Below are 21,822 nucleotides of genomic sequence, written 5' to 3'. Positions count from 1 at the left end.
GAGCAGGATGAGACCGATACGAGTATTAGTAGCAAAACCGGGTTTGGATGGCCATGATCGAGGTGCAAAGGTGATAGCCAGAGCCCTTCGCGATGCAGGAATGGAAGTCATTTACACAGGACTCAGACAGACACCGGAGCAAATTATTCGCGCAGCAGTGGATGAAGATGTTGATGTGGTGGCAATGAGCATTCTCTCAGGCGCTCATAATCATCTCTTGCCAAAGGTAGCAGACGGTTTGAAAGCCGAGGGTGTCGAGGATGTTTTGATCTTGGGCGGCGGCGTAATTCCGGAGACAGATATTCCTAATTTAAAGACCCAGGGAATTGAAGCTGTATTTACACCAGGAACGACAACAGAAACCGTGGTTTCCTTTATCCAAGGTAATCTGAAGCGGGATTTAGAAGAATGAAAGCGGTCGAAGCGATGCTTATGGGAAGCCGGCGCGATTGTGCGAGGCTGATTACCCAGGTTGAAAATGAGCACGCATGCGCCAAAGAAATTTTAAGCGAGATCTATCCCCATACGGGATCTGCCCATGTAGTAGGCATAACGGGTCCGCCAGGGGGTGGAAAGAGTACCCTGACAACACGATTGGCGGAAGCCTTTCGCGCCCAGGACAAGCGTGTGGGGATCATTGCAGTGGATCCCACGAGTCCCTTTACGGGAGGTGCGATTCTAGGGGATCGCATTCGCATGAAGAGCCTCTATGAAGACCAAGGTGTATTTATTCGAAGCATGGGGACCCGAGGTCACTTGGGTGGCTTGTCAAAGACGACAGCTGGCGTGATACAAATTCTGGATGCATTCGGTTGTGATGTGATCTTTGTTGAGACCGTTGGGGTTGGACAATCGGAGGTTGAGATTGTTCAAAATGCGGATACGGTACTGATGGTTCTGGTGCCGGGATTGGGCGATGATATCCAGGCGATCAAGGCTGGGGTCATGGAAATTGGTGATTTGTTCATCATCAACAAGTATGATTTGGATGGAGCGGTTCGGGCGAAAACAGAGATTGAAATGATGCTCGCTACCGATCAACGCCGAAAGGTGATTCCATTGGTGTACCCTGTAACGGCTAGTATGGCGGGTTCTAATCGAGCGGAAGGAATCGAATCGGTCGTGGAGGGAATCATCAAGCATCGAAGGGATCAAATTGAAAACGGACAATGGGAAACAAGGAGAAAAGAGCAAGCCCGCAATGAGATTCTATATTTTATGCGGGGTGAGCTAGAAGTCATGCTCAAGAAAGAATTGGATCAATGGAAATTGAACAGAGTCTACCAACGCAATCAATCGCCGCGGGAACGAGGCGAAGAAATATTACGGTCATGGATCAAGGAGGGGAAACATGGTAAGTAAGATTGATCATATCGGCATTGCAGTCAAGAATTTAGAGGAATCATTACATTTTTATCAAGAAACCCTGGGTTTGGATTTGACGGGAACAGAAGTGGTTGAAGACCAGCATGTTAAGGTCGCGTTTCTACCCATAGGCGATACTGAAATCGAGCTTTTGGAATCGACGGATCCAGAGGGTCCCATCGCCCGCTATATTGATAAGCGGGGACAAGGCGTTCAGCATTTGGCCGTGCGCGTAGAGAACATCGAAGAAGCGATTCGCGAGATGAAAGAAAAAGGCATTCGAATGATTGACCAAGTGCCGCGTTACGGCGCTGGCGGAGCAAAGATTGCTTTTTGCCATCCCAAGAGCACGGGTGGTGTTTTGGTTGAATTGACGGAGCGAGAATAGGGGAAGACGATGACAAAATCCATGATGGAACGGTATCAATCAGAACGAAAACGAATGGAACTTGGCGGCGGCGAAAAACGAATCGAAAAGCAGCATGCGCAAGGGAAGTTGACCGCGCGGGAGAGGATTGCCTATTTGTTGGATGCAGGCAGTTTTATTGAATTGAACGCCTTTGTTAAGCACCGCTGCACAAACTTTGGCATGGAGTCCAAGGAAGCGCCAGGTGAAGGCGTTGTTACTGGATACGGAACAGTCGCAGGCCGTCTTGTTTATGTATTTGCTCAAGATTTTACCGTGTTTGGTGGTTCCTTAGGTGAAATGCATGCCAAGCGGATTGTGAATATTCAAGAACTTGCTATGAAGATGGGCGCGCCTTTAATTGGCTTGAATGATTCGGGTGGTGCTCGTATTCAGGAGGGCGTTGATGCTCTTTCCGGATACGGAGAAATATTTTACAACAACACCATAGCCAGTGGTGTGATCCCTCAGATTTCGGTGATTATGGGCCCCTGCGCAGGTGGGGCTGTTTATTCACCGGCCTTGACGGATTTTATCTTTATGGTGGATCGATCCTCAAAGATGTTTATTACTGGTCCCCAGGTGATTAAAACCGTAACGGGAGAGACTGTAAGTGCCGAGGAATTAGGCGGAGCCATGAGTCACAACACCAAGAGTGGTGTAGCGCATTTTATGGCCAACAGCGACGAGGAAACGTTGGATCAAGTCAAGCGCTTGCTTTCCTATTTGCCGTCGAATTATACGGAGAAGCCGCCTTGTACCGAGGGCTTCAGCATCAATAAATTTCACCCAAGTTTGAATGAACAAATGCCTGAAAATCCCAATAAGCCTTATGATGTGAAAATTGTTATTGAAACCATCGCTGATCATGACAGTTTTATGGAGGTTCAGCCCTATTTTGCGAAAAATATCGTAACGGGATTTGTTCGCATTGGTGGTATGGTTGCAGGCGTTGTCGCCAATCAGCCAAAACATTTGGCGGGCACATTGGATATTGACGCCTCGGACAAGGCCGCACGGTTTATTCGTTTTTGCGATGCTTTCCAGATTCCATTGGTGACCTTTATTGATGTGCCTGGTTTCTTACCGGGGATTCAACAGGAATACGGAGGCATCATTCGCCATGGCGCAAAATTGCTTTATGCCTATAGTGAGGCCACTGTGCCAAAAATTTCAGTGATTTTGAGAAAAGCGTATGGCGGTTCTTATGTAGCCATGAGCAGCAAGTCCTTGGGCGCCGATTTGGTATTGGCATGGCCCAATGCTGAGGTTGCTGTGATGGGACCTGCAGGAGCGGCGAATATTATTTTCAGAAAAGAGATTGAAGCAGCAGATCAGCCGGCTATGGTTCGCCAGGAAAAGGTTGATTTATATCGGGAAACGGTAGCAAACCCTTATGTGGCGGCACAACGTGGCATGGTGGACGATATCATTGAACCACAATATACAAGGCAACGTTTAATTAGCGCATTGGATATGCTACAGACAAAACAAGAAAAACATCCGGCAAAAAAACACGGCAATTGCCCATTATAGGAGGAAAACATGTTTGGAGAACACATTAGCATGAGCCAAGCCTTGTTTGTTACCCTATTAAGCATGGGGGTCGTTTTTGTAGTCTTGGCAACGATTGCATTTCTATTAGGTTATTTCGAAAAGCTTTTTTCGGATCCTAAACCAGAAGCGGTGCCGGTGGCTACAGCTGCTCAAATACCGCTTGCAGAAGAAGATCAACCCCAGGATGATCCCGCATTAATTGCTGTGATTACCGCAGCAATTCTTGCCAATCAGACCGCCTCTTATCCAATTCGGATCCGCAAGATCCGACGTGTGGGAGAGACACAAATCATGTGGCAAAATCAAGGGAACGTATAGGAGGAGTCCGATGAAACAGTATCGAATTACAGTGAATGGAGTAGCATACGAGGTAGAAGTTGAAGAACTTGTTGGGGGACAAGCGACACAATCGATAGAACAGCCGTTGAAAAGACCAGCTGCACAAGTTATTCAGCAAAAAGAAAGAGCACAAGCCCCTAAACCTGCACAGACACCGCACGTTGCGCCGGTTGCATCAGCAGGAGCAACTTCCATCAAAGCCCCAATGCCGGGAACGATTCTTAAGCTTGTAGTTGCAGAGAATCAATCGGTGAAGCGGGGAGACGTTTTATGCATTCTCGAAGCGATGAAGATGGAAAATGAAATTGTAGCACCCAATGATGGAATTGTAGGTCGCATTTATGTCAAAGAACAACAGAATGTGCAATTGGACGCACCCCTGTTGGATTTGGAGTAGGTGATCGGAATGGGTGGAATTTTACAAGCTTTCTGGATAAGCACGGGCTTTTATCAGTTGGATCTTGGCAGTGTTTTTATGCTGGGATTGGCGTGTTGGTTCCTTTATTTAGGGATTCGAAAGGGCTATGAACCCTATTTGATGATTCCTATTGCATTTGGCATGCTCTTGGTTAATCTGCCAGGTGCCAATTTGATGGAGGAAGGAAATCTTTTACATTATTTATACTATGGTACAAAATTGGGCATTTATCCGCCATTGATCTTTCTGTGTGTAGGTAGCAGTACCGATTTTGGACCATTAATTGCCAACCCAAAGAGCATTTTGTTGGGCGCGGCAGCACAATTCGGAATCTTTTTTGCTTTTATCGGCGCTATCTTGTTGGGTGGCATGGGTGTGGAAGCCTTAAAATTTACAGCGAAAGCTGCAGCAGCAATCGGAATCATCGGTGGAGCAGATGGGCCGACAGCAATTTATTTGACAAGCAAGCTTGCTCCTGATCTTTTGGGTCCCATCGCTTTAGCGGCCTATTCCTATATGGCTTTGGTACCGATTATTCAACCGCCTATCATTCGTGCTCTGACAACCAAGGAAGAACGCCAGGTGAAGATGGAACAATTGCGACCGGTATCACAACGGGAGAAGATTATTTTCCCAATCTTTGTGACCCTTTTTACGGTTCTTTTACTGCCGTCGGCAGCACCCTTGATCGGGATGTTGATGCTGGGTAATTTACTGAAGGAATCTAATCGTGTTCCCTTGTTGGTGGATGGAGCGAATAAAGCTTTGATGCCGATTGTAACCATTCTTTTGGGGGTAACTGTTGGAGCGAAAGCAAGTGCGGAAGTCTTCTTGGATGTGAAAACATTGGCGATTATCGTACTGGGACTAATGGCTTTCTCTGTTGGCACAGCTGCGGGTGTGCTCTTTGGAAAAATCATGTACAAAACCTCCGGCGGGAAAGTGAATCCGATGATTGGGGCTGCAGGCGTCTCTGCGGTACCTATGGCGGCGCGTGTTGTGCAAAAGGTAGGGCAAGAGGAGAATCCGTCCAACTTCCTATTGATGCATGCTATGGGTCCTAATGTGGCAGGGGTAATCGGGTCGGCTGTTGCAGCTGGAATTCTCTTGAATCTTTTCTCTTAGTTCTCTCCATGATATAATGAGGAACGAGAGGAGCACGACATGAGAAAATTTGACCTAAAACAACCTATTCATCGGGTCGGCCAGTCCGTGGTTTACTACGATACTCTGGATTCTATGACGGAAAAATGTCGATCGATGCAGGGGGTAAAAGGGATCGATGGAACGGTGATCTTTGCTGATCGGATTCGAACAAACCTGGGTGTATTTGATCACCCTTGTAGTTTCGGTGTCGTTTTAAAGCCAGAGACCCTTCCTTTCAAGGAAAAACAGGAAGTGGAACCCGTGATGATGGGGGCCATGGCTTCGGTGCTAGAAGCCTTTCAAGCAAGTTTTCGCTGGCCATATTCCTTTGTTCGAGACGGTCTTGTCTTTGGACTAGCGAATTGCTTGGTTCAAAAGATTAAGGACAGATGGGTATATGTGATTGTATCGGTAGAATTCGACTTTGGCGAGACCTGGTCCGAGGATGAACAGGAAGCCTTTCTTAAGGAATGTTTATCAGCCTTGGATCTTGCGGATCAAAGCATGCGCGAGGGAAACCATCAAGGGTGCTTGGACGCCTATCGGACTGCATCGAATCTGATCAATCGCAAACTGAAATTTAGCCTCGTTGACCGAGAGATTGAGGGACACGTGCAAGAAATTACCGATCAAGGCGATTTGATCGTCAAACAAGACTCAGGACGAAAGATTCGAGTTTTCGGGAAAAAAATCAAGGCAATCCAATATCTTGACGTTGCAAGCAAGTAAAAATACTCATATAATAAGGACGATAATCAATGGGAGCGAAAGCACTAGATGGTTATCGTTTTTTGATCTACAATAATTCGTAGCGCGGTATCTTCGGAACCGAAGCGAAAGGAGAAAAAATGAATAAGAAGTGGTTAACAACACGAAGAATGGCTATTATTGGTGTACTAGGCGGGATTTCCATGGTCTTGGGACTGACGCCCTTGGGTTTTATCCCCATCGGACCAACGCGGGCAACCATTATGCATATACCGGTGATTATCGGTGCGATCTTGGAAGGACCGATTGTCGGCGCAATTGTCGGTTTGATTTTTGGTCTGTTTAGTATCTTTCAAGCCGTTACGAATCCAACTCCAATTTCCTTTGTGTTTTTGAATCCCTTGGTGTCGGTACTGCCCAGGATTTTAATCGGGGTGGTTTCTTACTATGTCTATCGAGGATTTTCAAAGATTGGGCAGAAAGGTACGCTAGTCGTTTCTAGTCTGATGTGGTTAGGGGCGATGGCATATTTGATTAAGGGATGGGTAGATTTATTAAAAGTTGGAACAGCAGCAGCCCTGGCTTTCCAGAGTCTATTGTTGGTTTTGTTGGTGATTTTGGGTGTTGTGGTTTGGCGATTTGCTTCAAAAAATGCGGCTGAGATCGCATTGACTGGGATTTTTGGCACACTAACCAATACACTGGGTGTATTAACCATGATCTACTTGTTCTATGGGAGACGCTTTGCTGAAACCCTTGGGGCAGATCCAGATACAGCTGGGAAAATGATCATTTCCATTGGTATGACCAATGGTGTTCCAGAGATGATTGTAGGTATGATTGTATCAACATACGTGGTCTTGGCATTATTAAAGAATAGGGGAGATGCAAATGGTATTAGTCATTGACGTGGGGAACACAAATATTACCCTCGGATTATATAAAAAAGAAGGTCTTTATTTAAAAAAATCTTGGAGAATCGCAACGGATCGTCAGAAGACTAGCGATGAATTTGGGATTTTGATCACACAATTATTTCAGCATGATGGATTGGATCCTGAATCAGTGGATGCCGTGATCATTTCATCCGTTGTGCCACCGATCATGTATTCATTGGAAGCCATGACCATCAAATATTTTGAAATGCGTCCGCTGATTGTTGGACCCGGAATCAAAACCGGCATGCTGATTCACTACGACAACCCCAAGCAGGTGGGGGCGGATCGGATTGTCAATGCGGTAGCGGCATTCCAAAAATACGGTGGCCCCTTGGTGATTGTGGATTTTGGTACGGCGACTACCTTTTGTGCCGTCAACGAAAAGGGTGATTATCTGGGGGGAACCATTGCACCTGGTATTAAAATCGCCAGTGATGCCTTGATCGAAGGAACGGCAAAATTACCCAAGGTTGAAATTCGCATGCCGGATCGTGTGATTTGTCGCAATACAACGGAAAGCATTCAATCAGGCATTTCCATCGGCCAGGTTGGCTTGGTGGATTATATCGTAGAGAGAATGATCGAAGAACTGGGCGGTTCTGTGGCTAAGGTCGTGGCGACAGGCGGTTTGGCTTCTATGATCGCTACGGCATCGGAAACCATTGAAGTGATCGACAAGCGCTTGACTCTGGACGGGTTGAAGATTATTTATGATCGCAACCGAGCCTAGGAGGAGAAGATGAAGATAGGAAAATTAAGGTTGGGAACGCCCTTGTTTTTAGCGCCCATGGCGGGGATAACCGATATGCCCTATCGCGCCCTTTGTCGTGAATTTGGAGCAGATTTGGTTTGCACCGAAATGGTGAGTGCCAAGGCCTTGTATTATGGAGACACAAAATCCCAACGCTTGATGGTGATTCATCCGGAAGAAGAGCCTGTCTCTTTGCAAATTTTTGGAGAAGATCCCCATATTCTTTCCGAGGTAACAAAGCGATTTATCAATCCCAGGGAAGATATTGCGGTGCTGGACTTTAATATGGGATGCCCTGCACCAAAGATTATAAAAGGAGGCGCGGGCAGCGCCTTGGTTAAGGATTTGGACCGTGCCCAAGCGGCAGTGGAAGCGATTGTGAAGGCGTCTAATCGTCCGGTTTCTGTAAAGATACGCATCGGATGGGAAGCGGGAGAAAAGCGGGGTATTGAGATCGCTAAACGTATGGAGGCGACGGGTATTGATTTTCTGGTTGTTCATGGACGAACACGTGCTGAGTTTTATCAGGGCAAGGCGGACTGGGAAGAGATTGCCAAGATCAAAGCAGCCCTTTCCATTCCCGTGATTGGAAACGGAGATATTCTAAATGGCGAAATCGCCATGAAACGATTGCAAGAGTCTAAGGTGGACGGATTGATGATTGGGCGGGGCGCCCATGGAAATCCCTGGATTTTTCAAAAGATCAAGGCGGAATTACAAGGAGAAATTTGGACACCGCCTACGCCAGAAGAACGAATTGCCGTCGTGAGAAGGCATCTTCACGGCCTGCATGGCCACAAGGGAGAACGAACGGCAGTCCTTGAAATGCGAAAGCATTTTGGCTGGTATCTTAAGGGGTGCCCCTTTGCAACAGAATATCGCGTGCGCTCCTACGAAGCAGAAACCCTTCTTGAAATGGAAGCCTTATTTGAAAATTATTTGGAGCAAGTCAATAAAAACAATGATTTGCTTGACAAGAATTGACTCATTCACTATAATCTGATTATATGTAAACATTTCGCCAAACTGCGAAAGGGAGGAAAATTTATGCCAAGTAAAGAGGTAATTTTAACACAAGAAGGATTTATCAAGCTGGAAGCAGAGTATAAGGAATTAAAGAATGTTAGGCGTGGAGAGGTTTCTGAGCGAATTCGAATCGCGAAGGGCTTTGGAGATTTGAGTGAGAATGCAGAGTATGATGCAGCAAAAAACGAGCAAGCTCAGGTGGAAGAACGCATTTATAAGCTACAAGAAATGTTGGCTCATGCCAAGATCATCAAGGACGAAGAAATTGATGATCAAGTTGTGAGTGTGGGAAGTCATGTCAAAATTCGAGATTTAGAATTTGATGAAGTGGAAGAATATATTGTTGTTGGATCCACGGAAGCAGATCCCTTTCAAAATCGAATTTCAAATGAATCCCCGGTTGGAAAAGCCTTGTTGGGTCATTCTGCCGGAGAATTTATAGATGCTGAAGTTCCCAATGGAGATATTGTAAAGTATGAAATCCTAGAGATTTCTAGATAGGAGACCAGCATGTCGCAAGTCGAGAACCTAAATGAATTACTTCAGGTGAGACGAGAAAAACTGAAGAAGTACCAAGAAAATGGATGCAATCCCTTTGATCATGTGAAGTTTGAAGTGACGGCAAAAGCCGCTGAATTGAAGGCTGATTTTGAAACGATCGAAGGAAATGAAGTAACGGTTGCAGGTCGCGTGATGTCAAAGCGTGGACAAGGCAAGGTTGCTTTTTACGATCTACAGGACAGCACGGATCGCGTTCAATTGTTCTTAAAGAAAGATTTATTGGGGGAAGACGTCTATGCGGACGTGAAAACCTTTGATATTGGTGATCATATCGGGGTCACGGGCGAGGTGTTTAAAACCAAAATGGGCGAGGTATCAATTCGTGCTAAAAAGGTGACACTTCTATCGAAATCCCTTCAAGTTTTACCAGAAAAATTCCATGGTTTGAAAGATCCGGATTTGCGCTATCGACAACGTTATGTTGATTTGATTATGAACCCGGAAGTGAAGAATGTATTTTACGTTCGTTCGCAGATTCAAAGACATATTCGTGATTTCTATGACGACCGTGGTTATATGGAAGTTGAAACACCAGTCTTGTCAACCCTAGCGGGTGGTGCTTCGGCACGACCGTTTATCACCCATCACAATTCTTTGGATATTCCTATGTATTTACGCATCGCCTTGGAATTGCCTTTGAAGCGATTGATCGTTGGCGGGTTTGATCGAGTCTATGAAATGAGCCGTGTATTCAGAAATGAAGGCATGGATAGCACCCATAATCCGGAATTCACTTTGTTGGAATCTTATGAAGCCTATGCTGACTATGAAGATGTGATGCAATTGGTTGAAGATCTTTATGGCTATCTGGCTGACAAGGTATTGGGAAAAGAGTCTGTTGTCTATCAGGGACAGGAAATTTTCTTAAAGGGTCCCTTTAAACGGGCGCGCATGGTGGATTTGGTGAAAGAACACACCGGTGTTGATTTTGATGCGGTAACAGACCAAGTGGAAGCGGTGCGTCTTGCCAAGCAATTGCACTTGGATGTGGAAGGACATGAATCTATTGGTGTTCTGATTGAAGAAGCGTTTGACGCCTTTGTCGAGGACCATTTGGTTCAACCCACTTTTGTGACTCATCATCCGGTGGAGATCTCGCCTTTGGCGAAAAAAGATCCAGAAGATCCACGATATACCCAGCGATTCGAGCTCTTTATCTCGGGTGCTGAGTATGCCAACGCATTTTCGGAACTGAATGATCCTATTGATCAAAAGGAGCGTTTTACCGCTCAAGTTGCATTGAAGGATGCCGGCGATGAAGAAGCGCAGCCTTATGATGCGGACTTTATCAATGCTCTGGAAGTTGGTTTACCACCGACCGGAGGCTTGGGAATCGGCATTGATCGCCTGGTGATGTTGTATACCAATCAAGCGAGCATTCGGGACGTGATCTTGTTTCCAACCATGAAACCTATTGAATAAGAGCAAGAGGATCGGAAACGATCCTCTTTTTTGTGTAAAAATTTCTTAAACTCTTTGAGAAATTTGGTAAGATGTAAAAATAAATGATACAATAATGGAAGTTTAGGAGGTCGCTATGCGTATCTTTTTTGGAATTGCATTTCCCGAAACAATCAAGGAACAATTAAAGAAGGAAGCCGATATCTGTCAGGCGTATTGTGAAAAAGGCCGCTTTATGCAGGAAGAAAATTTTCATTTGACTCTTCGTTTTATTGGAGAAGTGGAGCCTGCCATGGTAGAAACCTTTCAACAGATTTTGGAAGAAACGGCAGCGAAGGTAGCGCCCTTTCAGATCCATCTAACTGGACTGGGTCGATTTTCCAAGCGCGGAGGCGATATTTTGTTTCGCGGCCTTCGGCGAGAACGTGGTTTAGGTGGCTTGGTTAGACATTTGGACCGCGCTTTTAAGAGCAAGGGGTTTCCTGTAGAAAAAATGCCTTTTCGTCCCCATGTAACCTTGGCGAGACGGATCTACTGGACCAATGGATTTGAAACCGTACAGCGAGAAGTCAAGTTGGACGATGTGGAAATTGATATAGAGCAAATTGTTATCATGGAAAGTATTCGGGTCAATGGAGAATTGGTTTACCGTCCCATCACCCATGCAAATTTGAACAAGCAGACTGAAGAATAATGGAGGAAATCGAATGAAAAAGATATTGGAATCTTTTTTTGGCTCACAGAGCAGCCGGGAGATCAAACGAATTACACCCTTTTCTGATAAGGTCCTCGCCTTGGAAGAGACGATTCAAGCATTAAGCGATGAAGCTTTGCGTGGGAAAACGGATGAATTTCGCACTCGATTAAAAGCGGGCGAAACCGAGGATGATCTTTTGCCAGAGGCTTTTGCGGTATGTCGCGAGGCAGCATGGCGTGTATTGGGTATGAAACATTACCCTGTTCAACTGATCGGTGGGGTTGTTCTTCATCAGGGCGATATTGCCGAGATGAAAACGGGTGAAGGAAAGACCTTAGTTGCAACTTTGGCGGTTTATTTGAATGCTTTAAGTGGCAAAGGTGTCCATGTGGTAACGGTTAATGATTATTTGGCCAAGCGCGACATGGAATGGATGGGCAAGGTCTATGAGTTTTTGGGTTTAACTACGGGTTGTATTGTCCATGGTTTGAATGACGTGGAGCGAAAAGCTGCCTATGCTGCGGATGTTACCTATGGAACCAACAACGAATTTGGATTTGATTATCTTCGTGACAATATGGCGGTCTTTAAAGAGCGCCGCGTTCAACGTCCCCTTCATTATGCCATTGTCGATGAAGTAGATAGTATTTTGATTGATGAGGCCAGAACACCTTTGATTATTTCTGGTCAGGGAGACACCGGGTCTACCTTGTATCAGGTAGCCAATCTTTTTGTTAAAACCTTAAAGGGGAGAAAAGAAGACCCCAATAAGGTGAGAGGAATGGAAGAACGGCTGGATCGAAAATTTGTTGAAGAAGAAGCCGACTTTGTGATTGATGAAAAAGGCAAGTCTGTTTCCCTAGGTGAAAAAGGGGTAGACAAGGCTGAAAAATATTTTAATGTGGATAACCTTGCTGATCTGGAGCATATGGAGCTGCAGCATCGGATTAATCAGGCCCTTCGTGCCAACTATCTGATGTTTCGGGACCAGGATTACGTGGTGAAGGATGGGGAAGTTATTATCGTCGATGATTTTACCGGTCGATTGATGATGGGACGTCGTTATTCCGAGGGCTTGCATCAAGCCATTGAAGCCAAGGAGGGGGTTGAGATTCAAAAGGAATCCAAGACCCTGGCGACCATTACTTTCCAGAACTATTTCCGCATGTACGAAAAGCTTTCCGGCATGACGGGTACCGCCATGACCGAGGAAGATGAATTTCGCCATATTTACAGCATTAATGTGATTGAGATTCCGACCAACCGACCGGTTGTCAGAATCGATTATCCCGATATTGTGTATAAGAACGGCCAAGGTAAATTTAATGCCGTAATCGAAGAAATTGTTGAAGCGCACAAATCCGGTCAACCTGTATTGGTGGGTACGGTTACCATCGAGACATCGGAGTTGTTGAGCACGATGTTGAAGCGCCGCGGTGTTAAGCATCAGGTATTGAATGCCAAGCAACATGGAAAAGAGGCGGAGATTGTGGCGCAAGCGGGACGCTTGGGCGCGGTTACCATTGCAACCAATATGGCTGGTCGTGGAACGGATATCGTTTTGGGTGGAAACCCGGTCTTTTTGGCAAAATCGCGATTGAAGAAAAAATACGATGATCATATGATTGAAATGGCAGATTCCTATTTTGAGACAGAGGATCCAGAAATTTTGACGGCTAGAGAGACCTATGTAAAGGCCTTGAAAACAGCGAAAGAGGAATTGAAGGATGAGCAGGAAAATGTAATTGCTGCTGGTGGTCTTCATATTATTGGTACGGAGCGCCATGAATCGAGACGGATTGACAATCAATTACGGGGTCGTTCCGGTCGACAAGGAGACCCAGGTGCATCACGCTTCTATATTTCTTTAGATGATGATTTGATGCGTCTCTTTGGTGGCGAACGGGTGCAGTCCATGGTTGAGCGACTGGGCTTGCCGGATGATGAACCCATCGAGGCGAAAATCCTTTCAAGGAGTATCGAATCGGCCCAGGAAAAAATCGAGATGAGAAACTTCGGCATTCGGAAGAATGTCTTGCAGTATGATGATGTGATGAACACACAGAGAAATATGATTTACGAACAGCGACGTCATGTTTTGGAAGGCGAGAGCTTGAAAGATCAGATTGAAGAGATGATCGATGGCGTGATTGAAGCCGATGTCGCTCACTTCACCCAGGCAAGATATCCCGAGGATTGGAAGCTTGGAGAATTGGCTGAGTCAATGGGTCAATACTTCCCTCTTGATAATGCCCTTAAGATTGAGCGGGTAGAAGATTTGACCAAAGAGAAATTGACCCAAATCTTGAAAGAACAGGCCATGATCGGATATGGAATTCAGGAAGAGGCCTTTGGTGAACAAATTCGAGAAATCGAGCGTATTGTCTTGCTTCAAACGGTAGATAAGCGTTGGATGGATCATATCGACGCCATGGATCAATTGCGCCGAGGTGTTGGTCTTCGTGCCATGGGGCAAGAGGATCCAGTTCGCGCCTATCAAAATGAAGGCTATGAAATGTTTAATGCCATGACACACACCATTCGAGAAGAGACGGTTAAAACCATGTACCGGGTTCGTCCTCAGCGAAAGATGGAACGAAAACAAGTGGCGCACATTACCGGCACTTCCGGAGGCGAGGCACCAGCAAAAGCGAAAACAGTGGTGCGAAGCAAGAAAAAAATTGGAAGAAATGATCCTTGTCCATGTGGTTCAGGGAAAAAATATAAAAAATGCTGTGGTAAGGATGCCTAGGAGGGAACCATGTTTGAATTAGAGAGTGTAAGGCAACGATATCAATCGGCTAAAGACGTTTTAGCAGAGCTTGAGGTGTCTCTTTGACACACCTTCGATTCAGTCTCGGGTAGAGGCCTTGGAAGCGGAAATGGCAAAACCGGAATTTTGGAATGACCAGGAAACCGCTCAACCTTTGATTCTTGAAATGAAGCAATGCAAAGTGGAACTCTCTCGGGTAGAAAAGATTGCTGATTTGTTAGAGGAATTCGAAATGATGCTAGAACTGGCGGATTTAGAAGCACCTGATTCGGATGCGCAGCGAGAGATGATACAGACGGCGAAGGAAGTTGAGAAGGCGCTTGAAAAATTGTCTCTTGATACCCTGCTTCATGGAGAATACGATCACAATTCAGCTATTATTTCGATTCATGCGGGATCGGGTGGAACCGATGCTCAGGATTGGGCACAAATGCTGCTTCGTATGGAACTACGCTGGTGTGAAAAAAAGGGATACAGCATTACGGAACTGGACCTGCAGCGAGATACGGAGGCGGGCGTAAAATCTGCCACCTATCGGATTCATGGCAAAAATGCCTACGGTTATTTGAAGACGGAGAAGGGCGTGCACCGGTTGGTGCGCATTTCTCCCTTTGATTCTTCTGGAAAGCGTCACACCTCGTTTTCATCCGTGGATGTAATGCCAGAACTGGCGGATGACGAAGAATTGGCTATTGATCCCAAGGATCTGCGGGTGGATACCTATCGATCTGGCGGAGCGGGTGGCCAGCACGTCAACAAGACGGATTCGGCGATTCGAATCACCCATATTCCCACCGGGGTTGTGGTGCAATGTCAAAATGAGCGGTCTCAGATCAAAAACCGTGCTACTGCTATGAAGATGCTGATGGCCAAATTGATCGAAATTCAACAACAGGAAAAAAAGGAAAAGATCGAAGATATTCAGGGCAATTATCGCGAGATCGCCTGGGGCAATCAAATTCGTTCTTATGTGTTCCATCCCTATTCCATGGTTAAAGATCATCGAACCAATGAGGAAACAGGAAATGTGCAGGCCGTGATGGACGGTGATTTGGACCGGTTTATTGAGAGTTATTTAAAACTGCATGCCAAAGGGAAGTAAGGTAAAACTCGGAGAAATCCGAGTTTTTTTATGGTTAGAAGACAAATGTGGTAAAATAAAGAAAATACACGAGGAGGGGTCGGCATGAGAATAGGAATTGGAATCGACGCACATCGATTGGTGCCGGAGCGTCCATTGATTTTGGGCGGGGTGACCATTCCATATGAATTGGGTTTGCTGGGTCATTCTGATGCAGATGTTTTGACGCATGCAATCATGGATGCTTTGTTAGGTGCTGTGGCACTAGGAGATATTGGACAACATTTCCCTCCTAGCGATCAAGCCTATCGCGGTGCGAATAGCCTTGACTTGCTTGAAGTTGTGATGACACTATTGACGAAGCAGGGATATCGGGTAGAAAATATTGATGCGGTGATTGTGGCGCAAGCACCAAAGTTGGCACCATATCTGCCGATGATGAGAAAAAAGATAGCCCAGGCCATGGCGATTGAACTTCATCAGCTTTCGATCAAGGCGACAACGACGGAAAAAATGGGCTATGAAGGAAGAGGTGAAGGCATCTCGGCGCAGGCCGTTGCCTTGGTAGAGGCAATCAATGATTAAGGTGAAGGGATTGTCCAAACAATTTGGAAGCTTTAAAGCGGTGGATGACCTTTCTTTTTTCATTCCAGAGGGCCAGGTATTCGGTCTTCTTGGGGAGAATGGGGCGGGTAAGACAACGACCCTCCGCATGATGGCCACCATGCTACAACCGACAAGCGGATCCATTCGGATTCACGGGGTCAACGCTGTTCATTTTCCAGAGGAGGCACGCGCTCATATCGGAATTCTTTTTGGTGGAGAAACCGGACTTTATGATCGATTGACAGCCAGGGAAAATATCCTTTATTTTGCGCGATTAAATGGGATGGAGGTAAAGGCCGCCAATGCTCGAGTAGAGCGTTTGGCTGATCAGTTGGAGATGACCGAGTATCTAGATCGAAGGTCAGGCAATTTTTCCAAGGGCATGAAGCAAAAGGTTGCCTTGGCAAGGAGCATTGTTCACGATCCACAGGTTATGCTCTTTGATGAGCCAACGGCAGGTTTGGATGTAACAGCCATTCGTTTGGTACACGCCTTTATCCGTGAGCTGAAGGAGGAAGGGAAAACCATTGTATTCTCCAGTCACACCATGACGGAGGTGGTTGCTCTTTGTGACGCCATTGGGATTATTGACCGCGGAAAACTTATTGAGTTTGGCAGTTTGAAGGACCTGAAAAATAAAGCGCCAGGGATGAGTCTGGAAGAGTATTTTTTACATCGAATAAGCGAGGATCGACGATGAGGGGATATACCTGGATCGTATTTAAAAAAGAATTGATAGACACTTTTCGGGATCGAAAGACCATTGCAACCAGTATCTTGATTCCAATATTGATCTTTCCTATTCTTACCTTTGTAATGGGAGTTGCCATGCAGGGTCTCTTTGATGATGTGGAGTCCCATGTGCCCATTGCTATGATCGGAGAGGAATCTGGGGTAGCGGACTTTTTATTGGAAACAGGACTGGTGGATATTAAATCGGAACCTGACCCCATGACAGCCTTAAAAGAATTGGATGTCTTTGTTGTGGTGGAGATTCCACCCGGATTTTCTGAAACATTGCAAGAAAAAAATATGGCAGACTTGATTTTGCATTATGACGAATCGAGCCAAAAATCAACCATGGCCTTGGGCACCATGCAGGGATTGATTACGCAGTTCCAGCAGGAGGTAGTGAGACAGCGGCTGATTGACTTGGGGATGGACCCAGGAATTGTGACGGCGGTAAAAACAGAATCGCGCGCTTTGGCAGAAGGAGAATCGGGTAATCCAGTGGGTGCCATGTTGTATATGATGCTTTTACCCTTGATGCTTACCATGTGGTCGGCTGTAGGTGGAATTCCAGCTGCGACCGATTTGGGCGCAGGGGAGAAGGAAAGACAAACACTAGAACCCCTTTTGGCGACGCGAGCCAGCCGGTCGCAGATTCTCTTCGGCAAGTATTTTGCCGTGGTGATTGCCAGTGTCATGGGCATGTTGGCTTCTCTTTTGGGCTTTGTATTGGCAACGATATTAAATCCATCGGTTCTGGCTTCGGGTGGGATTATGCCCCTTAAGTCTGCTTTGGTGATTGCGGTCGCCTGTTTGGGACTGAATTTCACGTTTTCTGCTTTTGAACTGGCTATCAGTTTCTACGCGAGAAATTTTAAGGAGGCGCAGACCTACTTGTCTCCAGTGACGATTCTTGTTATGATTCCAGCATACTTCACCCTATATTTAGATGGAAAGTTGGTTCCGGAATCCTATTTTCATATTCCAATCATTAATACCATCGCCATTATCAAGGAAGCCTTGGCGAGGATTTATGATCCAAGACACTTATTGATTGTAGGGATTTGGCTTTGTGTGTATGTGGGTGCTGCTCTTTTGTTCACCCGTCGTATGTTTAACCGAGAGTCGGTCATTTTTAGAAACTAATTGACAAGAATGGTCCTTTCTTGTATGATGAGGGCATTCAAATATCGTGCTTGAGAATAGTAGAGGCAATATGGATGCAAGAGAGAAGGGCCCCAGGCTGAAAGACCTTTCCATCCCCCTATGGCTTGAACCTGCTCACAAAAAAGCACACAATTCGAGGGATAGATCACGGGTCTATAACTAGGGTGGTACCGCGGAGTTTACGCTTCGTCCCTATTCGGGATGAGGCGTTTTTTGATGAGTTTTTTGGAGAAGGAGTGAAGACAATGAGAATGACGAAGTTGTATATGCCAACATTGCGCGAGGTGCCTAGCGAGGCGGAGATTCCGTCGCATCAATTGTTAATGCGTGCGGGAATGATTCGAAAGCTGGTATCGGGTGTATATTCGTATCTGCCTTTGGGACATCGAGTTTTGAAGAAAGTGGAACAGATTGTTCGAGAAGAAATGGATGCGTCGGGTTCGCAAGAGGTTTTGATGAGTGCCATTCAACCTTCGGAATTGTGGAAGGAAACCAGCCGATGGGATGATTTTGGTCCGGAGATGTTCCGTCTGCATGATCGAAATCAACGAGAGTTTTGCTTAGGTCCCACTCACGAAGAGATCTTTACGGATTTGATTCGTTATGAGGTGAATTCCTATAAACAATTGCCCATGAATCTGTATCAGATTCAAACCAAATATCGGGATGAAAAACGTCCGAGATTTGGCCTGATTCGATCTCGCGAGTTTATTATGAAGGACGCTTACTCCTTTGATATGGATGAAGCGGGCATGATGAATGCTTATCAAGAGATGTGGGACGCATACGATCGAATCTTTACAAGATTGGGCATGAAGTATCGTGTGGTTGAGGGTGATGCCGGCGCCATGGGCAATGGAGACTCTCATGAGTTTACCGCTATGTGTGAAGTGGGCGAAAGCAATGTTGCTTATTGTGATTCTTGTGATTTTGCTGCAACGGATGAAAAAGCAGAAACCATCGTGCCGATTGTCGAGCAAGATCTAGAGATGAAGGATCTGGAAAAGGTGGATACTCCAGACGTGGGTACCATTGAAGCTTTGGAAAAATTCTTTGGATTTGGAGCAGATCGTTTTGTAAAGACTCTTCTTTTTCAAGCCAAGGATCGCGTTGTGGCGGCCTGCATTCCAGGGCACAGAGAGATTAATGAGACGAAATTGATGAATGCCCTTGGTGTTCAAGAACACGACTTCGAAATGGCGGATGCAGAAACTGTGAAGCGCGTAACCAACGCCGAGGTCGGATTCGCCGGTCCTATGGGACTTGATAAAGATGTGGAAATTTTGGTGGACCGTCGGGTGCTGGAGATGAAGAACTTTGTTATCGGTGCCAACGAGACGGATCGTCACCTGATCAATGCCAATTACGGCCGTGATTTTGAAGGTCGTGTGGTTGATGATCTTTTACTTGTACGGGTTGGCGATGCTTGTCCCAAGTGTGGAAAACCATTGGTGATGGATCGCGGAATCGAAGTCGGGAATATTTTCCAATTGGGAACCAAGTATTCCACAGCCTTGTCTGCGACATACTTGGATCAAAATGGAAAAGCAAAATTGATCTGGATGGGTTCTTATGGCGTGGGCGTTTCCCGTTCCGTTGCATCGATCATTGAGCAAAACTACGATGAATACGGCATTGTTTGGCCAGCGGTGGTTGCACCCTTCCATGCAGTGGTAACGCCGATTAACGTGAAGAATGACGAACAAAGGGAATTGGCAGAAGCCCTCTACGATCAATTGAAGGCGGCTGGTGTTGAAGTGATTTTGGATGATCGAAAAGAGCGTCCGGGTGTAAAATTCAAGGATGCGGAGCTGATTGGATTCCCGATTCGTATTGCGGTAGGCCGTGGTGCCGGAGAAGGTCTTGTTGAGTTTGTTCTTCGTAAAGATGTGAAGAACAAAGAAGAGATTGCTGCATCGGATGTTGTCGCTCGCGTGATTGAAGAGTTGAACAAGCAAGGTTTGAATTTATAATCCTTGACTAGGGAATGTTAAGAATTGCTGTTTTGAAAAGCCCCGTAAGGGGCTTTTCTGTTGCGAAAGCCCTAGGATTGTCTTATAATAATTGTGAATGTGAACATGGGAGGAAAAATATGTCAAATGTACGTGTACGTTTTGCACCGAGTCCAACGGGATATCTCCATATTGGCGGTTTGCGAACGGCTTTATATGATTATCTATACGCCAAACAAGAGGGGGGCACCTATATCCTCAGAATCGAAGATACGGACCGCAATCGATTTGTCGATGATGCCATGAAGAATTTGATCGAGAGCCTGACTTGGGCCGGGGTTGTTCATGACGAGGGCGTTTTCTTGAATGAAGCAGGCGAGATTGTTCAAAAAGGGGAATATGGCCCTTATATTCAGTCTGAACGTTTGGACATCTACAAGGAACACTTAAATCAATTGATTGAATCCGGTCATGCCTATCCGTGTTTTTGCTCTAAGGAACGATTGGAAACCGTTCGGGAAGAGCAACGCGCATCCAATGAAATGATGAAGTATGACGGTCATTGCCGTAATCTTTCCACGGAAGAAGCAGCAGCAAGAATTGCTGCTGGGGAAGAATACGTCGTTCGTTTGAAGATGCCTGCTAATGTGGATATTGCCTTTGACGATACCATTCGCGGTCATGTATCCATTAACAGCGATGATGTGGACGATCAGGTCTTAATGAAATCTGATGGGTTTCCGACCTATCATTTGGCAGCCGTAGTGGATGATCATCTCATGGAGATCACCCATGTGGTGCGAGGAGAAGAATGGCTGGTTTCTACGCCAAAGCATATTTATCTGAATGAATGCTTTGGATGGCAAGCACCGCAATATGTTCATCTTCCAACGGTGTTGAATAAAGAAAAGAAAAAATTATCGAAGCGCCACGGCGACGTTGCTGTTGGCGACTTTAAGAAGAAGGGTTACACAAAAGAAGGTTTGATCAATTATCTGGCCCTTGTGGGCTGGTCACCGGAAGGGGATCAAGAGATCTTTTCCATGGAGGAATTGATTGCAGCCTTTGATTTTGGTCGTGTTTCAAAAGCGGGTGGTGTATTCGATGTGGATAAGTTGAACTGGGTAAATGCCCAACATATTCGACAACTTTCCCTTTCAGACTTGACTGATCTTTGTGTGCCTTATTTGCTAGAAGCTGGAAAAATTTCTGAAATGGATTTACAGAACCGTCGTCCGTGGTTAGAGCTTATGATTTCAACGGTTCAGGAACGGATTGAAATATTGTCTGACGTGGTGGAACGATCTGCTTTGTATTTCACGGAGGAAGTGATTCCTGAAACCGATGAAGTGGAAGCCTTGCTTGGCACGGAAGGTATTCCTGTCTTGATTGAAGCCATGCTAGCGGAAATGGAAACGATTGAGGAAGTCGACGATGAATTTATGAAGGGTTTCTTCAAACGGATTCAAAAAGCGACAGGGATCAAGGGGAAAAACCTCTATATGCCAAGTCGCGCCATGATTACCGGGCAATTGCACGGACCGGATATGGCGGCTATCTTTGTCGTCATGGGCAAAGCTGGAATTCAGAATCGATTGAACTATATCCAAGAAAACTTCACAAAATAATCCTTGATTTACTAGGGAAAATTGTGGTATGAATGAAGAAAGACTAGGAACAAGAAGAGTACTTGCTAAAGGGACCAAGAGAGAAGCTGGTTGGTGAGAAGCTTACGAATTGAGCAGGGAAGTGCGCTTGGGAGTCGACGCCTGAAATAAGTAGGGTTGTTCGGATGATCTCGTTATGGATCGGTGAGAGAAAGGATGCAAGTCCTTTAATCAAGAGTGGAACCGCGGTGAAAATCGTCTCTTTGGAGACTTTGATCACCGCTTTTTTTTATTTATAATGAATAGATCTTCGCAATCATTTGCAGAGGGTTCAATCTGCAAAAAAAAGTTGAACGAAGATGGTCAGACATGCGAAGCATGGAAGAATTCATTGGGACAAGATGAATAGATCTTCGCAATCATTTGCAGAGGGTTCAATCTGCAAAAAAAAGTTGAACGAAGATGGTCAGACATGCGAAGCATGGAAGAATTCATTGGGACAAGATGAATAGATCTTCGCAATCATTTGCAGAGGGTTCAATCTGCAAAAAAAAGTTGAACGAAGATGGTCAGACATGCGAAGCATGGAAGAAT

Annotated in this window: 21 protein-coding genes and 1 other annotated feature; all 21 genes read left to right on the top strand. The window is 45.7% G+C overall.

What is annotated here, in order from left to right; genetic code table 11:
- The first annotated feature begins 7 nt into the window (after positions 1–7).
- The 21 genes from AC25CA_RS12445 (at position 8) to gltX (ending at position 21,249) form a co-directional block, all read left to right on the top strand.
- Positions 8–412, top strand: a complete 405-nt coding sequence (locus tag AC25CA_RS12445; protein WP_486814151.1) for a cobalamin B12-binding domain-containing protein — start codon at positions 8–10, stop codon at positions 410–412.
- Positions 409–1,362 carry a methylmalonyl Co-A mutase-associated GTPase MeaB gene (gene meaB / locus AC25CA_RS12440; protein ID WP_486814150.1) on the top strand — a complete coding sequence of 318 codons (954 nt, stop codon included), beginning with the start codon at positions 409–411 and terminating at the stop codon, positions 1,360–1,362. The genes AC25CA_RS12445 and meaB overlap by 4 nt, the downstream gene beginning before the upstream one ends.
- A complete protein-coding gene (mce, locus tag AC25CA_RS12435) occupies positions 1,352–1,753 on the top strand; it encodes a methylmalonyl-CoA epimerase (protein ID WP_486814149.1) in 402 nt (133 codons plus the stop codon). The genes meaB and mce overlap by 11 nt, the downstream gene beginning before the upstream one ends.
- Positions 1,754–1,762: 9 nt before the next feature.
- A complete protein-coding gene (locus AC25CA_RS12430) occupies positions 1,763–3,307 on the top strand; it encodes an acyl-CoA carboxylase subunit beta (RefSeq protein ID WP_486814148.1) in 1,545 nt (514 codons plus the stop codon).
- A gap of 9 nt (positions 3,308–3,316) precedes the next feature.
- A complete protein-coding gene (locus AC25CA_RS12425; protein WP_486814147.1) occupies positions 3,317–3,646 on the top strand; it encodes an OadG family protein in 330 nt (109 codons plus the stop codon).
- Positions 3,647–3,656: 10 nt separating this feature from the next.
- The gene (locus AC25CA_RS12420) at positions 3,657–4,064 is read left to right on the top strand and encodes a biotin/lipoyl-containing protein (protein ID WP_486814146.1); all 408 of its coding nucleotides are present in this window, start codon (positions 3,657–3,659) and stop codon (positions 4,062–4,064) included.
- A 9-nt stretch (positions 4,065–4,073) separates the two neighbouring features.
- The gene (locus AC25CA_RS12415; protein WP_486814145.1) at positions 4,074–5,210 is read left to right on the top strand and encodes a sodium ion-translocating decarboxylase subunit beta; all 1,137 of its coding nucleotides are present in this window, start codon (positions 4,074–4,076) and stop codon (positions 5,208–5,210) included.
- A gap of 39 nt (positions 5,211–5,249) precedes the next feature.
- The gene (locus AC25CA_RS12410) at positions 5,250–5,960 is read left to right on the top strand and encodes a hypothetical protein (protein WP_486814144.1); all 711 of its coding nucleotides are present in this window, start codon (positions 5,250–5,252) and stop codon (positions 5,958–5,960) included.
- A 119-nt stretch (positions 5,961–6,079) separates the two neighbouring features.
- Complete coding sequence (locus AC25CA_RS12405) at positions 6,080–6,847, top strand: ECF transporter S component (RefSeq protein WP_486814143.1); 768 nt, start codon at positions 6,080–6,082, stop codon at positions 6,845–6,847.
- Positions 6,831–7,607, top strand: a complete 777-nt coding sequence (locus AC25CA_RS12400; RefSeq protein WP_486814142.1) for a type III pantothenate kinase — start codon at positions 6,831–6,833, stop codon at positions 7,605–7,607. The genes AC25CA_RS12405 and AC25CA_RS12400 overlap by 17 nt, the downstream gene beginning before the upstream one ends.
- A 9-nt stretch (positions 7,608–7,616) precedes the next feature.
- On the top strand, positions 7,617–8,612 hold the full coding sequence (dusB, locus tag AC25CA_RS12395) for a tRNA dihydrouridine synthase DusB (protein ID WP_486814141.1): 996 nt from the start codon (positions 7,617–7,619) through the stop codon (positions 8,610–8,612).
- A gap of 63 nt (positions 8,613–8,675) precedes the next feature.
- The gene (greA, locus tag AC25CA_RS12390; RefSeq protein WP_486814140.1) at positions 8,676–9,155 is read left to right on the top strand and encodes a transcription elongation factor GreA; all 480 of its coding nucleotides are present in this window, start codon (positions 8,676–8,678) and stop codon (positions 9,153–9,155) included.
- 9 nt (positions 9,156–9,164) lie between these two features.
- Positions 9,165–10,637 (top strand): lysine--tRNA ligase, encoded by a 1,473-nt coding sequence (gene lysS, locus AC25CA_RS12385; protein WP_486814139.1) that lies wholly within the window; start codon positions 9,165–9,167, stop codon positions 10,635–10,637.
- Positions 10,638–10,752: 115 nt separating this feature from the next.
- A complete protein-coding gene (thpR, locus tag AC25CA_RS12380; protein ID WP_486814138.1) occupies positions 10,753–11,310 on the top strand; it encodes an RNA 2',3'-cyclic phosphodiesterase in 558 nt (185 codons plus the stop codon).
- 13 nt (positions 11,311–11,323) lie between these two features.
- Positions 11,324–14,065 carry a preprotein translocase subunit SecA gene (gene secA, locus AC25CA_RS12375; protein ID WP_486814137.1) on the top strand — a complete coding sequence of 914 codons (2,742 nt, stop codon included), beginning with the start codon at positions 11,324–11,326 and terminating at the stop codon, positions 14,063–14,065.
- 9 nt (positions 14,066–14,074) lie between these two features.
- Positions 14,075–15,188, top strand: a protein-coding gene (gene prfB / locus AC25CA_RS12370) for a peptide chain release factor 2 (protein ID WP_486814136.1) whose coding sequence is annotated in 2 segments (ribosomal slippage) — positions 14,075–14,149 and positions 14,151–15,188 — 1,113 coding nt in all. Because the reading frame shifts where the segments join, the coding sequence is not laid out codon by codon here.
- An 84-nt stretch (positions 15,189–15,272) separates the two neighbouring features.
- Entirely contained in the window at positions 15,273–15,752 is a 480-nt protein-coding gene (gene ispF / locus AC25CA_RS12365; protein WP_486814135.1) for a 2-C-methyl-D-erythritol 2,4-cyclodiphosphate synthase, read from the top strand.
- Positions 15,745–16,473 carry an ABC transporter ATP-binding protein gene (locus AC25CA_RS12360; protein WP_486814134.1) on the top strand — a complete coding sequence of 243 codons (729 nt, stop codon included), beginning with the start codon at positions 15,745–15,747 and terminating at the stop codon, positions 16,471–16,473. Before ispF ends, AC25CA_RS12360 begins: the two co-directional genes overlap by 8 nt.
- Positions 16,470–17,648 (top strand): ABC transporter permease, encoded by a 1,179-nt coding sequence (locus tag AC25CA_RS12355; RefSeq protein ID WP_486814133.1) that lies wholly within the window; start codon positions 16,470–16,472, stop codon positions 17,646–17,648. The genes AC25CA_RS12360 and AC25CA_RS12355 overlap by 4 nt, the downstream gene beginning before the upstream one ends.
- A 266-nt stretch (positions 17,649–17,914) precedes the next feature.
- Entirely contained in the window at positions 17,915–19,642 is a 1,728-nt protein-coding gene (locus AC25CA_RS12350) for a proline--tRNA ligase (protein ID WP_486814132.1), read from the top strand.
- Positions 19,643–19,761: 119 nt separating this feature from the next.
- Entirely contained in the window at positions 19,762–21,249 is a 1,488-nt protein-coding gene (gltX, locus tag AC25CA_RS12345; RefSeq protein ID WP_486814131.1) for a glutamate--tRNA ligase, read from the top strand.
- Between the two features lie 36 nt (positions 21,250–21,285).
- Positions 21,286–21,494 (top strand) — a binding site (T-box leader).
- Positions 21,495–21,822 lie beyond the last annotated feature (328 nt).

The sequence above is a fragment of the Gottschalkiaceae bacterium SANA genome (assembly GCA_036323355.1).
Taxonomy (GTDB): Bacteria; Bacillota; Clostridia; order Tissierellales; family GPF-1; genus GPF-1.
This window is presented reverse-complemented; position numbering and strand designations above follow the sequence as displayed.